At 75.2% G+C, this 13,323-nt stretch carries 11 protein-coding genes; 4 read left to right on the top strand and 7 right to left on the bottom strand.

Translation table 11 applies throughout. The features are described 5' to 3' along the window. Positions 1 to 156: 156 nt before the first annotated feature. Both ACW14Y_RS06545 and ACW14Y_RS06540 read right to left on the bottom strand, forming a co-directional pair. On the bottom strand, positions 157 to 1,335 hold the full coding sequence (locus tag ACW14Y_RS06545) for an ARPP-2 domain-containing protein (RefSeq protein WP_456986178.1): 1,179 nt from the start codon (positions 1,333 to 1,335) through the stop codon (positions 157 to 159). Next, on the bottom strand, positions 1,332 to 2,882 hold the full coding sequence (locus tag ACW14Y_RS06540) for a hypothetical protein (RefSeq protein WP_456986177.1): 1,551 nt from the start codon (positions 2,880 to 2,882) through the stop codon (positions 1,332 to 1,334). Before ACW14Y_RS06540 ends, ACW14Y_RS06545 begins: the two co-directional genes overlap by 4 nt. A gap of 502 nt (positions 2,883 to 3,384) precedes the next feature. Here ACW14Y_RS06540 and ACW14Y_RS06535 point away from each other — a divergent pair. Beyond that, positions 3,385 to 5,586, top strand: coding sequence for a M4 family metallopeptidase (locus ACW14Y_RS06535; RefSeq protein ID WP_456988087.1), 2,202 nt, complete (start codon positions 3,385 to 3,387; stop codon positions 5,584 to 5,586). 304 nt (positions 5,587 to 5,890) lie between these two features. Here the strand turns inward: ACW14Y_RS06535 and ddaH are convergent, their stop codons facing one another. Further along, positions 5,891 to 6,709, bottom strand: a complete 819-nt coding sequence (ddaH, locus tag ACW14Y_RS06530) for a dimethylargininase (protein WP_380441124.1) — start codon at positions 6,707 to 6,709, stop codon at positions 5,891 to 5,893. A gap of 448 nt (positions 6,710 to 7,157) precedes the next feature. On the opposite strand from ddaH, the gene ACW14Y_RS06525 reads away from it, so the two are divergent. Further along, the gene (locus ACW14Y_RS06525) at positions 7,158 to 7,904 is read left to right on the top strand and encodes a class I SAM-dependent methyltransferase (protein ID WP_402724178.1); all 747 of its coding nucleotides are present in this window, start codon (positions 7,158 to 7,160) and stop codon (positions 7,902 to 7,904) included. A gap of 45 nt (positions 7,905 to 7,949) precedes the next feature. On the opposite strand, the gene ACW14Y_RS06520 is transcribed toward ACW14Y_RS06525, so the two are convergent. After that, on the bottom strand, positions 7,950 to 8,945 hold the full coding sequence (locus tag ACW14Y_RS06520; RefSeq protein WP_456986176.1) for an aldo/keto reductase: 996 nt from the start codon (positions 8,943 to 8,945) through the stop codon (positions 7,950 to 7,952). Positions 8,946 to 9,165: 220 nt separating this feature from the next. On the opposite strand from ACW14Y_RS06520, the gene ACW14Y_RS06515 reads away from it, so the two are divergent. Continuing rightward, positions 9,166 to 9,696 (top strand): GNAT family N-acetyltransferase, encoded by a 531-nt coding sequence (locus tag ACW14Y_RS06515; RefSeq protein WP_456986175.1) that lies wholly within the window; start codon positions 9,166 to 9,168, stop codon positions 9,694 to 9,696. A gap of 34 nt (positions 9,697 to 9,730) precedes the next feature. On the opposite strand, the gene ACW14Y_RS06510 is transcribed toward ACW14Y_RS06515, so the two are convergent. From ACW14Y_RS06510 to ACW14Y_RS06500, 3 genes are all read right to left on the bottom strand, one after another. Then, positions 9,731 to 10,207, bottom strand: a complete 477-nt coding sequence (locus tag ACW14Y_RS06510; RefSeq protein WP_456986174.1) for a DUF3291 domain-containing protein — start codon at positions 10,205 to 10,207, stop codon at positions 9,731 to 9,733. Between the two features lie 31 nt (positions 10,208 to 10,238). Next, positions 10,239 to 10,922 carry a helix-turn-helix transcriptional regulator gene (locus ACW14Y_RS06505; RefSeq protein ID WP_456986173.1) on the bottom strand — a complete coding sequence of 228 codons (684 nt, stop codon included), beginning with the start codon at positions 10,920 to 10,922 and terminating at the stop codon, positions 10,239 to 10,241. 85 nt (positions 10,923 to 11,007) lie between these two features. Further along, positions 11,008 to 11,766 carry an SOS response-associated peptidase gene (locus ACW14Y_RS06500; protein WP_456986172.1) on the bottom strand — a complete coding sequence of 253 codons (759 nt, stop codon included), beginning with the start codon at positions 11,764 to 11,766 and terminating at the stop codon, positions 11,008 to 11,010. Positions 11,767 to 11,907: 141 nt separating this feature from the next. Between ACW14Y_RS06500 and ACW14Y_RS06495 the strand changes: the two genes are divergently transcribed. Next, positions 11,908 to 13,281, top strand: a complete 1,374-nt coding sequence (locus ACW14Y_RS06495; protein WP_456986171.1) for an NAD(P)/FAD-dependent oxidoreductase — start codon at positions 11,908 to 11,910, stop codon at positions 13,279 to 13,281. The last annotated feature ends 42 nt before the right edge of the window (positions 13,282 to 13,323 follow it).

The raw sequence follows: 13,323 nt of genomic DNA, 5'->3' as shown, positions 1-13,323 counted from the left end.
TCGTCCTCGGCGGAGGATGGGCACGGCTGTCGGGTCATCGCCGACCGTCCTTCCACGAACCTCCTCCCATCATCGCCCCCCGCCCGCTCACGCACCAGGCCCGGGGCACGGCGGAGGCAGGTGCGGTGGCCGGGCGGCGCCGGGACGGGACCTGCCCTACTGGCGTGCGGCGCGCCGGTAGTGGTCCAGGACGTCCTGGCGCAGCAGGCCCGCGAAGCCGGCGCCTTCGAGGCGCAGGCCGAGCTGGGGCTCGGTGAGGCCGAGCGCGGCGGCGGCCGTCGGCAGGTGCCAGTCGTGGGCGGCGAGCCGGTCCAGCAGGTGGCCGCGCCGGACCTGGGCCTCGGAGAGGCGGAAGGTCTTGAGGTAGGCGAGCCGGCCGTGCTCGTCGGTGATCGCCTCGCCGATGTGGTTCTCCTCCTTGGGGCGGAACTCCGGCCGGAACCGGTCGAGGCGGAAGCGGCCCAGGCGGCGCACGGTCCGCGCCCGGTAGTCCGGCTCCAGCAGGCCGGCGGCCATCGTGCCGTCGTGGAAGGCCGCCCAGGCGCGCTCCTGGCCGTCGACGGCCGCGCGCAGCTCGGCGGTCGAGTTGATCGGACCGGCCGTGCGCAGATCGGCCCGGAAGTCCGGGACGGGGGCGGACAGGAGGGCGTAGTGGTGGATCAGCTCGCCGAAGAGGTCGAGCAGCAGGGTCCGGTGCAGCGCGCGGTAGTCGTCGGGGTGCGGGACGACGAAGGCCGCGGCGAGCGCGTCGGCGACGTACACGACCAGGCCGCACTGGCCGGGGTGGATCTCGAAGACCCGCAGGGCGTCGGCGAGGCCGCGGACCCGTTCGCCGGCGTACGCCTCCTCGGCGCGCGGCGAGAGGCCGTTGCGCAGCGCGCGCTCGGAGTACTCCTCCCAGGCGATCGACGGGCCGCCGAAGTGCAGGGCGAGATAGCCCTCCAGGGCGAGGTGCAGCGGCAGGAAGCGCAGCCGGGTGCGGTTCTCGCGCTTGGCGATCCGGCGCGGCACCCGGACCCGGACGCGGTCGGGCGGGGTGCTCGCGGTGATGGCGGAGGGAGCGTCGAGCCGGGTGCCGTAGGCGGCGGCGGGGGTGCCGTCGCGGGTCCAGTCGGCGACGAAGCCGTGCGGGACGAAGGCGAGGTAGTCGGTGCGGCGGCCGACCGGGACGGCGGTGTACTCCGGCTCGTAGAGCTCCTGGTGGAGACGGAGGTCCTCGATCGGCTCGGCGCGGACCAGGGGCACCAGGCGCACGCCGCCCCACACCTGGGAGGGTCGGGAGTCGAGGCCGGCGAGGTCGAGGCGGAACGCCGGGGCGGCCGGGGTGGTGGTCATCGGACGGTCTCCTCGTCGGTCTCGTCGGTCTCGTCGGTCTCGGTGGTGTCGTCGGATTCGGCGGTGTCAGCGGTCTCTGCGGCGGGGGTCGTCGGTACGCGCGCCGCGCCGTCCGCCGCCAGGAACCGCTCGGTGCGGGCGGCCAGGTGCGCCGTCAGCTCCGCGAGGTCCGTACGGCCCTCGGCGAAGCGCGCGAACTCGACCAGGGCGGGCACGTCCTCCGCGTCGCGCAGCCCGGCCGTGGGCACCGTCGGGGCGAGCCGGCGGACGTCGAAGCCCTCCGCGTCGTACACCGGGTTGAGGTGCACGATGCTGGTCCGGTGCTCCGGGTCGAGCCGGGTGCGCCACACCCGCAGCACCTCGGCGGCGAGCCCGGGCGGGGCGTTGTCCCAGCCGTCGGAGACGATCACCAGCCGCTCGGGCGCGGTGTCCAGCGCGTCCAGGATGCGGCGCCCGAGCGGGGTCGGACCGGACGGGCGGGCGAGCAGCGCGTCGCCGCGCCCCGACGTCCACAGCGCCGTGTACTCGCCGGCCAGCGCCGCGAGCAGGAAGTGGCAGGCGAGCGCGGCGGCGAGCGGCCGGCGGCGCTTGACGCCCGAGCCGTACGCGGACCAGCTGTCGTCGAGCACGGCGGTGACCCGGCCCCAGCCGCCCTCCTCCGCCCCGGCCGCGCGCACCGCCCGGCGTGCCGCGCCCCGCAGGGCGTCGGTCAGTTCGGCGCGGCGGGCGGTCCGGTCGGCCGGCGGCAGGCTCAGCACGTACGAGGCGAGCCGGGTGAGCGGCATCCGGGCGAGTGCGGTGGCGTCGGCGGTGACGGCGGTGGCGCCGAGGGTGCGGGCGGACTCCTGGAGGCGCAGCCGCTCCAGGCCGGTGAGCCGCGGTTCGATCTTCTGCAGGAAGGCGGCCCGGGGGATGCCGTGGCGGTTCGCGAAGCCCTCCGCGACGGTGTACGGAAGTTCGTAGAGCGCGCCCTGCTGGAAGTGGGCGCGCCGCCAGGCGTCCAGCAGCGGCGCGGTGTAGCGGGGGCGTCGGCGCGGGGCGTACAGGAAGTCGCCGGTCTCCTCCGCGGCGGGGCGCAGATGGGTGTGGCGCAGCGCGAGCTTGAGCCCGGCGCGGTACTTGACGGCGTCGAGGGCCTGGTCGGGGCGGGCGGCGAGCCAGTCGCGCAGGATCGCCCGGGTGCGGCGGTTGTTGACCTTGGCGCGGCGCAGTTCGCCGATCAGCCGGTAGACCCGCTGCGGGGGGAGCAGCCGCAGCCGGCGGGCGATCAGCCGGCCCTCGGTGCGCCGCTGCTCGTCGGTGGCGTCGCGGGAGGTCTCCAGCAGGCGGCGGACGATCAGGGCGGAGTTGTGGTCGTTGATGTCGAGGGCGAGCGCGGCGGCGTACGGGCCGCGGTAGTTGACGAGCATGTACTCGTGCAGGAAGTCGAGCGAGAGCTGCTGCTCGGCGGCTCCGCCGTGGAACTCGCGCTGGCCGGTGCCGGTGATCGCGGCGTTGACGAACAGCAGCACGTCCTCGGCGGCGACGAGGTCGCCGTACGTCTCCACCAGGACCGCCCCCGCCGTCTGTCACGCTGCCGACCAGCACCGGTGCGGCGCCAGTCGCCCGTCCGGTGCTCGGATGCTATCGGGACGAATCGGATGGGCCAACCCGGTTTCGCGGCCCGCGCGACCGGCCGCGGCTCCCCCCTCGGACGCGCCCGCGCGGAGGGCACCGGGTCCGCGCTCCCGCGGGCCGGGCGCGACTCGGTCGTCGGCGGAGCATTTCGGCCAACTTGCGGCCCCGTTGATGACATGCCCTCACCAAAAATGGCACTGTGTACCGTCCCGCCGCCACCGAGGCCCCGGCAGTCGCCCGGGCACCGGGCCGCGCGGCGAGGACGTCGAAGGCCGTTCCTGCCAGTCGAACCACCAGCTCTACCGGGCGGCACCCCTCTCGACCGCCCGGCTGACTCCGGCCGCCTGAACCCGGCCGTCGCAGAAGGAGTTCCGTGTGACTCGATTCCGCACAAAGTCCGTCCCCGTGAGCGCGTTGATCGCCGGTGCCGCGATGATCGCGGCCGCCCTTCCCGCCGGTGCCGCCGCCGCGGCGGACGGCCCGAGCGCGGCGCCCGCGGGGGTGTCGGCCTTCGCCGGCGCGCTGCCGGCCGCCCTGTCGGCCGCCCAGCGCGGCGCCCTGCTGGCCGCCGCCGACGCGAACAGGGCGAGGACGGCCGCCGCGCTGAAGCTGGGTCCGAAGGAGGCCCTGGTCGTCCGGGGCGTCACCAAGGACGCGGACGGCACCGTGCACACCCGCTACGAGCGGACCTTCGACGGACTGCCGGTGCTCGGCGGCGACCTGGTCGTGCACACCGCCCGCGACGGTTCGAGCAAGGGCGTCACCCGGGCCACCGGTGCGGACATCGCCGTCGACACCAGCCCGAAGGAGAGCGCCGAGGCGGCGAAGGGCCTCGCGCTCGCCGGCGCCGCGGGTGCGAAGGTGGCGGGAGCGGCGGCCGGTGACGCCCGCAAGGTGGTCTGGGCCGGATCGGGCACCCCGCGGCTCGCGTGGGAGACGGTCGTGACGGGCACGCAGGAGGACGGCACGCCCTCCGAGCTGCACGTCGTCACGGACGCGAACTCGGGCAAGAAGATCTTCGAGTACCAGGGCATCGAGACCGGCCTCGGCACCAGCAAGTACTCCGGCCAGGTCACCATCGGCACCTCGGCGGCCGACGGCGGCGGTTACGCGATGACCGACCCCACCCGGGGCGGCCACAGCACCTACGACCTGAACGGCACCAGCTCCACCAGGACGCTGTTCACCAACCCGACCGACACCTGGGGCGACGGCACCGTCGGCAACCGGCAGACCGCCGCCGTGGACGCCGCCTACGGCGCCCAACTCACCTGGGACTACTACCGGGACGTCCACGGCCGCGACGGCATCAAGGACGACGGCGTCGGCGCCTACACCCGGGTGCACTACGGCAGCAACTACGTCAACGCGTTCTGGTCCGACACCTGCTTCTGCATGACGTACGGGGACGGCGCGGGCAACGTCAAGCCGCTCACCTCGATCGACGTCGGCGGCCACGAGATGACCCACGGCATCACCTCCGCCACCGCCGGCCTGATCTACGGCGGCGAGTCCGGCGGCCTGAACGAGGCGACCTCCGACATCATGGCCGCCGCCATCGAGTTCTGGGCCGGCAACCCCGAGGACCAGGGCGACTACCTGGTCGGCGAGAAGATCGACATCAGGGGCGACGGCACCCCGCTGCGGTACATGGACAAGCCCTCGAAGGACGGCAGGTCGCGGGACGCCTGGTCGGCCGACCTCGGCACCGTCGACGTGCACTACTCCTCCGGCCCGGCCAACCACTGGTTCTACCTGGCCTCCGAGGGCAGCGGTGCCAAGACCGTCAACGGGGTGGCCTACGACTCCCCGACCTCCGACGGCCTGCCGGTGACCGCCATCGGCCGGGACGCCGCCGCCAGGATCTGGTACCGGGCGCTCACCACCTACATGACCTCGTCCACCGACTACGCCGCGGCCCGCACCGCCACCCTCCGGGCCACCGCCGACCTGTACGGGCAGCTCAGCGCCACGTACATGAACGCCGCCAACGCCTGGGCGGCGGTCAACGTCGGCCCGCGCGTCGTCGACGGTCTGCTCCTCGACCCCGTCGCCGACCAGGTCACCGAGGTCGGCGCGCCCGCCGAGTTCGAGGTCAGGGCCACCAACTTCAACCCCGGCGCCGTCACCTACCACGCGACCGGCCTCCCCGACGGTGTCCGGCTCCACCCGGTCACCGGCCGCATCACCGGCACCCCGGCCACGGTCGGGACCTACCCGGTGACCGTCACCGCCAAGGCCTCCCACAACAGGCAGCTCTCGACCACGTTCAGCTGGAAGGTCTCCCGGGGCATCTTCGCCAACGCCACCGCCCTGCCGATCCCGGACGGCGGCCCGGCGGTCTTCTCGGACATCGCCGTCGACCGGATCCCGGGCGCGGCGCCGAGCGACCTCAAGGTGGCCGTGGACATCAAGCACACCTGGCGCGGTGACCTGGCCGTCGACCTGATCGGCCCGGACGGGACGGTGTACTCGCTGAAGAAGGCCAGCATCGGCGACTCGGCCGACAACGTGATCGAGACCTACACGGTGGACGCCTCCGCCCAGCAGGCCAACGGCACCTGGCGGCTCCGGGTCCAGGACATGTACCGCAGCGACTCGGGCCGCGTCGACAGCTGGAGGATCATTTTCTGACCGCGTTCCCGCCCGGGTGCTCCGGCCGGCCCGCACCGCCGGCCGGACCACCCGGGCACACGCACGTCACGGCCCGGGAGGGTCGGGCGTTTCCCCGGGCCGTTCCCGGTCGTCGAAGTCGGGACGGCCGGCCGGGGAATGGGGGTACGAACTGCGAATCATTGCTGTAGAGGCACATTCCGGAAGTCGCACCGGAGTCCCGCGGCCGGCCGCGACGACAGTAGCACCGGGCGGTGCGGGGTCCGCATCCGGTTTTCCGCCGGGGCAGCCCCCCGCACGCCACCCGGGGCCGGGGCCGGGGTGCTCAGGCCGGGGCGCCGCGCAGCTCCAGGGTGCAGCACTTCACACTGCCGCCCGCCTTGAGCAGCTCCGTGACGTCGATCCCGATCGGCTCGAAGCCCCGCTCCCGCAGCCGCGCCGCCAGCCCGACCGCCGCCTCCGGCAGCACCACCCGGCGGCCGTCCGAGACGGCGTTGAGGCCGAACACGGCCGCGTCCTCGTCGGTGGCGAGCACGGCGTCCGGGTACAGCCCGGCCAGGGTGCGGCAGCTCTCGGCCGAGAAGGCGGCCGGGTAGTACATGATCTCGTCGTGGTCGAGCACCGCGAGCGCGGTGTCCAGGTGGTAGTAGCGCGGGTCGACCAGCTCCAGGGTGACCACGGGGCGCCCGAGGACGCGCTCCGTCTCGGCGTGCGCCCGGCGGTCGGTGCGGAAGCCGGTGCCGGCCAGGACGCGGTCGCCGACGAGCAGGTAGTCGCCCTCGCCCTCGTTGGTGAACTCGGCCCGGTGCACCGCCCGGTAGCCGCGCGAGCGGAACCACTCCACGTACGCCGGCGCCTCGTCCGCGCGCTCCTGGTGCCGGAACCGGGCGACCAGGGCGGTGCCGTCGACCACGGTCGCGCCGTTGGCCGCGAACACCATGTCGGGCAGGCCGGGCAGCGGCTCGATCAACTCGACGGTGTGGCCCAGCTCCTGGAACAGCGCGTACAGCTGCTCCCACTGGGCGACGGCGCGGTCGGCGTCGGTCGGCTTCGCCGGCTCCATCCACGGGTTGATCGAGTAGTCGACCGTGAAGTGCGTCGGACGGCACATCAGGTAGTGGCGCGGGCGGGCGGTACGGGACACGGGTGGTGGTCTTCCTTCCGGCGGGGTGGTGCGGGAGGGACCGGGCGGGTGCGGGGTGCGCCCCGTCGGTTGCCCCGAGCGTGCCGGGCGCGGCGATCGCGGACGTGGCCGCGACATGCACGGTGGTCGGACGGCGGCGGTCCGGCCGGGGTCGGCGCACGGCGGTGCGGGCGCGGGTCGGGGCACGGCGGTGCGGGCGCGGGTCGGGGACGGTGCCGGGTCCACCAGGGGCGCGCGGGTCACGACACGCGGGCAGGAACGTGCCTGCGCGGCCGCTCCGGGGCGCTGCGGTGGACTGGCCCGGCCGTACACGCCGCGTCGACGAGGAGACCGCACGATGGGGACCAGCACGGGGACAGGGACGGGCACGGGAGCGGGCACGGGGACAGGGACAGGGGCAGCCACAGGCACGGGAACGGCGCCCGACGCGGCCACCGCCCCGCTGCGCGTGCTGGACACCTCCGGCGCCGCCTACCGCCGGGCGTTCGAACTGTTCCTCGCCGGCACGGACGAGAAGCCCCGCACCCACGCCCGGCTGACCGAGGTCGCCACCGGCCTGGACCGCCGCCGGGTGCTGCTGGACGTCGGCGCCGGCGAGGGCCGCACCACCGCCCACCTGGCGCGGTACTTCGAGCGCACGGTGGCGATCGAGCCCAGCGCGGCGATGCGCGAGCGGCTGCGCGCCGTCTGCCCGGACGCCCTCGTCCTGCCGGACCCGATCGACGCGGCCGAACCGCCCGAGCCGGCGGACCTCGTCCACCTCTCCCACGTGCTCTACTACGTGCCGCCGGAGGACTGGCTGCGTACCGTCGGCCGGGTCCTGGACTGGGCGGCGCCCGGCGGGACGCTGCTGGTCGTGCTGCAGAACCCGGACAGTCCCTGCATGCGGATGGCCGCCCACTTCACCGGTGTGCGCTACGACCTGCGGCCGCTCGCCGAGCAGTTGGCGGAACAGGGACCGGAGCACGCGGTGGCCCTGGAGACCCTCGACCTGCGCTACCGGACGGACCTGCTGGCGGACGCGGTGGACGTCGCGGAGTTCATGGTGAACGTGGCCGACCTGGCCGTCCTGGACCGGCTGCCCGACCGGGACGAACTGACCGCCTACGTGGAGCGCCACTTCGCCCGGCCGGACGGCGGCTACGTCATCGGCCACACCCAGGACATGCTGACGGTCCGCCGCGCCCCGCGCTGACGGCGCCGCCCGGTCGGATCCCGCGGGGCCCGGGCTCCTGCGCCGTCAGGCCCAGGGCAGCGCCGAGCGCGTGCTCCAGTACCGCGCGGCCGGTTCGGCGAGCGGCGCGAGCCCGGCAGAGGCGGCGGCGTCGAGGGCGAGCCCGGCGGCGCCCAGGTTGGAGGCGAGCTGGTCGGTGGTGGCCGCGCCGGAGAGCACCACGTCCGCCCAGGGCTGCGCGGCGACGGCCGCCAGCGCGAGGGCGTCGCAGGAGGCGCCGGTCCGGGCGGCGAGCTCGCGCAGGGCGGCCGTGTCGGGGCCGGTGGCGTTGCGGTCGGCGAGCCGGCCGTTGGCCATGCCCTCCTTGACCACGACGAGCAGGCCCGCCGCGTGCGCCTCGGCCAGCGCCGGTCCGGCCGAGGGCTCCAGCAGGTTCCAGGTCGACTGCACGGCGCCGAACAGGGACCGGCCGTCCACCGTCACCGCCAGCGCCGCCCGGACCGCCGCCGCCTGCTCCGGGCCGCTGGTCGACAAGCCGACCCGCACGCCCTCGGCGGCCAGCGCGGCCAGCCGGGCGTGCAGCGCGGGGTCGGTCAGCGCGGGACTGTCCGGCGTGACCGAGTGCACCAGGTAGACGTCCGGACGGCGGCCCAGCAGCGCGAGGCTCTCCCGCACCTGACGGTCGAAGACGGCCGTCGAGTGCTCCTTGACCTCGTGCACCGGCACCCCGGAGGCCCGCCAGTCGGCGGTGTACGTGTACCCCCACTTGCTGCCGACCGTCACCTCGGCCGCCGCCTGCGGCCGGGCGGCGAGCCACGCACCGAGGAACTCCTCCGCGCGGCCGTACGAACGGGCGGTGTCGAAGTAGCGGACCCCGGCGGCGAAGGCGGCGTCGAGCAGGGCGTGGGTCCGCGCGCGCAGGGCGTCCACGGTGCGCTCGGCCGGGAGGTCGAGGTCGCGGCCGAGCGTGATGTACCCGGGCCGTCCGACGGCCGCGGTGCCCAGCCCGAACCGCGCGATCGACGGTCCGGACGCTTCGGCGGCGGCGTGGGCGGTCGGCATGGCGGGTCTCCATCGGCAGGTCGGCAGGTCGGCAGGTCGGCGGGACGCGGCGGGGTCCGCCCCACCGCACCCTATCGGCCACGGCGTCCCGGACCGGCCCCCGACCGGCCCCTGACCTGCGCCGACGACCCCCGGCGGCGACCGCGCCCGCCCGGGTGCCTATGCTCCTGTGTCGGATGTGTCGCATGTGTTCGAGCGAGGACCGCCGAGGAGGCCCGTCATGACGTACCGGATCGAACGGATCGGCCGGACGGACACCGACTGGCAGCGGTTGCGGGAGGTGCGCCTCGCGCAGCTGCTGGACACCCCGATGGCCTTCGTGGAGAGCTACGGGACCGCGCTGGCCCACGGCGACGAGGAGTGGCACTCCCGGATCCGCCGGGTCAACGAGCCCGGCAGCGTCGGTCTGGCGGCCGTGCACGACGGCGGCGGCGACGGCGCCGGGGCGGGGGAGTGGGTCGGGACGATGATCGGCCTCACGCCCGAGCCGGGGACGGCGCTGCTGGTCGGCGTCTGGGTCCACCCGGAGCACCGGGGCCGCGGGCGCGGGGTGACGGACCGCATGCTGGACGCGGTCGTCGCCTGGGCCCGGGAGACGGGCGCGCGGCGCCTGCTGCTCACCGTGCACGAGGACAACGCCAGGGCCGCTGCCTTCTACCGGCGCCGGGGCTTCGAGCTCACCGGCGGCACCAAGCCCTACCCGCTGGACCCGGCCGCCCGCGAACTGGAGATGGCGCTGCCGCTGGTCTGACCGGTCCCGGTCCCGGTCTCCTCGCTCTGCCCCTTCACCCCGTCACCGACCGGGCCTCCTCGGCGCTGAACGCGGAGGCGAAGGTGAACGCCCGCGGCGAGGGCCCGTGCGCCCGCAGGTGCTCCAGCCGCTCCAGCGCCTCGGCGACGCCGGGCCGGTGCCCGGCGGGCACCCACCAGAGCACCAGGTGCGCCTCGACGTGCCGGGCGAACCATTCCCGCCGGCGCCGCATCGCCTCCAGGTGCCCGCTGCGGTAGGCGAATTCCCACAGGGCTTCCTGGCTCTCCCACACCGACAGGTTGACGACGACGTCCGGGCCCGCCGGACGGAGGCCGGTGGCGTCGTCCGTGCCGTCCTCGACCAGCCGCCAGACGAAGCCGGGTGTCCCGTCGGCGGCGGCGTTGACCGGGTCGAGCAGCTCGACGAACGGCGCGATCCGCGGGTCGTCGATCGGGTGGAGCAGCGTGGCGACGTTGAGTTGCGCGAGCTGGGCGGGCCGGGACGAAGTCATGCCTCATCCCAGCACGGCCCGAGTTTCTATGTCAATCATCATTGTTTTTAGAAGCTTCGACCACCACGCAGCACTCGCCCGGCCGGGCGTCCATCCGCGCCCGGACCGGACCGTCCGTCCCCAACAGCCCTTCCAGCAGTGCGAGGTTCATGCCGCACACCAGTGGCGGGAACTGCTCGGCGACGGCGTGGAAGGGGCAGTTGCGCATCCGGACCGCCGTCGCCGCGGCGCCGTCACCGTCGTCCCCGCCCGGCACCGGATAGGGCTCGTAGCCGCGTGCGGCCAGCAGTTCCATCGCCCGGTCGAGGTCGGCGCAGGGCGCACCCGCTCCACGCAGCGCCTCCCCCCGGCGGCGCGCCGCCTCGTGGAGCGCGAGGTCCAGCCCGGCCTCCTCGGCGGCCCCGGCGAGCAGTTCGGCGGCGGTGCGGTAGTCCCGGGCGGGCAGCGACACCGCGTGCTCGGCGCGGGCCCGGGTGTACACCTTGGCGGGCCGGCCTGCCCCCGGGCCCGAACGGCCGGTCAGTCGGCGGCTGCCGCTCTCCAGCAGTCCGGCCTCGGTGAGCCGGTCGAGGTGGTGCGCGGCGAGCGTGCGGGCCACCCCCGTGCCCTCGGCGGCCTCGTTGCGGCCGACCTCGCGGCCCTGCGCCACCACGTACTCGTACAGTCGGCGCCGCACTGGGTCCTGCAGCACCGCGATCGCGTCGATGTCCTCCATCCGGCCATTCTAAGAACAACGCGGATCGCCGTTAGAAACCCCGAAGCCCTTGCGAGGGCGGGCCCGGCGCCGGAACCCCGCCGCCTCAGGCGTAGTGGCCGCCCGTGACCTCCGGCAGCGGGTCCGCCACCGCGTCCAGCAGTTGCGGGCCGTCGTTGCGGACGCTGTTCACCGCGGTCGCGACCGGTCGCACCAGCAGCTCGCCCGCCGGTGCGTGCAGCAGGCCGCGGACCTCGGCGGGGTCGGTGACGCCCGGGTCGAGCCAGGCGTCCAGGGTGTCGGTGGTGAGGGTGACCGGCATCCGGTCGTGGATCCGGCCGGCCGCGTCGGTCGCCTCGGTGGTCAGCACGGTGCAGGTCACCAGCCACGCGTCCGCGTCCTCGGGGGCCGAGCGGTCGCGCCAGAACTCGTACAGCCCGGCCATCAGCAGCAGGCCGCCGTCCGGCCGGTGCAGGTAGTAGGGCTGCTTGTAGCCCTTGCGCCCGTCCGCCGCGGGCACCGGCCGCCACTCGAAGTAGCCGTCGGCGGGCACCACGCAGCGCCGCTCCTTGAACGCCTTGCGGAACGCCGGCTTCTCGGCGGCCGTCTCCACCCGCGCGTTGATCATCCGCGCGCCGGAGCCCGGGTCCTTCGACCAGGACGGCACCAGCCCCCAGCGCAGCGACCGCACCTGGCGGGTGATCTCCCCGGTCTCCCGGTCGACCCGTTCCAGCACGCTCGCCACCTCGTCGGTCGGCGCGACGTTCCACGACGGCGCGAGCGCCTCCGCCGTCGGCCACAGCGAGGCGCGCAGCAGTTCCGCAAGATCGGGCGGGGTGGTGGTGGAGACGAATCGACCGCACATGCGCCTCATCCTGCCCGCACCGGACCCCGCCCGTCACGCATCCCGCGCCTCCCGGGCCTCCCGCACCACCTGGACCCCGGCCGCCGCCCCAAGATCATCGGGCGGTAGGCTCCACCCGCAACACGACGCGAAGGGGAGCCAGTGGCGCGGGTTGCAGTGATCGGCGGCGGTATCGGCGGCCTGGGGGCCGCGCTCATGCTCGGACGACGGGGACACACCGTCACCCTCTTCGAGCAGGACACCCGGGAGGCCGGGGACGACCTGCACCGGGACTTCTTCCACTGGGACCGCCCCCGCGTCCCGCAGGCCGTCCAGCCCCACTCCCTGCTCGCACCGGTGCGCACCGTGCTGCACGCCGAGGCGCCGGACGTCTACGCGGACCTGCTGGCGCGCGGAGCCCGGGAGTACCACGAGTTCGACTGGTTCGACGAGCGTCCGCCGCACCGGGACGGCGACGAGGACCTGGTGACCCTCCGCACCCGCCGGATCGTGCTGGAGGCCGCGCTGGCCTCCGCCGTGCGGCGGGAGCCCACCGTCGACGTGCGGCGCGGCAGCCGGGTCGACGGCCTCACCTTCGCGCCGGGCGACCCCGCCCGGGTCACCGGCGTCACCGTCGGCGCGGACAGCCACCCGGCGGACCTCGTCGTCGACGCCGCCGGCCGTCGCTCCCCGGTCCCCGGGATGCTCGTCGCGGCAGGCCGCCGTCCGCCCGTGGTCGAGAGCCACCGCGCCGGGATCGCCTACCTGTGCCGCTGGTACCGCGTGCGGGAGGACGGCCCCCGCGACCCGGGCCGGCTGCGGAACGGCTCGTCCACGCCGTTCGCGCTCGCCGGGGTCTTCCCCTCCGACAACGACACCTTCGCGGTGAACGTGGTCGTCTCCACCGCCGACCCGACCCGGGGGGCGCTCACCGACCCCGCCGTGTTCGAGGCCGTCGCCCGCAGCTTCCCCGCCACCGCCGCCTGGCTCGACCTGGCCGCCGAACCGCTGTCGGACGTCCTGGCGATGGCCGGCCTCGACAACCGCTGGACCTCCCTCGTCGACGACGCGGGCCCCGTCGTCACCGGCCTGGTCAACGCCGGGGACAGCCTCGTCCACACCAACCCGACGCTCGGCCACGGCGCGGCCCTCGGGCTGCGTGCCGCCCAGTACCTCGCCGGCCACGTCGAGGAGACGGTCGCGGACCCGGGCGGCTACCACGACTGGACGGTGCGGGCCCTCCGCCCCTGGTTCGACGCCCAGGTGGCCGCCGACCGGGTCGCCGCGCAGCGCCTCGCCGACAGCGCGGAGTCCGCGGACCGGCGGGCCGCCGCGCTCGCCGCCTGCGCCTTCGACGATCCCGTCGTCATGCGGGCCCGCGCCCAGGTGCGGCACCTGCTGCGCACGCCCGGCGAGGCGTACGCGACCGACGAGGTCGACCGCAGCGTCACCGCCTGGCTGGCCGCCCGCCCGGACTTCGAGCCGACGCACGACGGTCCGACCCGCGCCCAGTGGGACGCCCTCGTCCCGGCCTGACCCGCGCCCAGTGGGACGCCCTCGTCCCGGCCGGATGCCGGA

The organism is Kitasatospora sp. cg17-2 (genome assembly GCF_054031055.1).
This window is presented reverse-complemented; position numbering and strand designations above follow the sequence as displayed.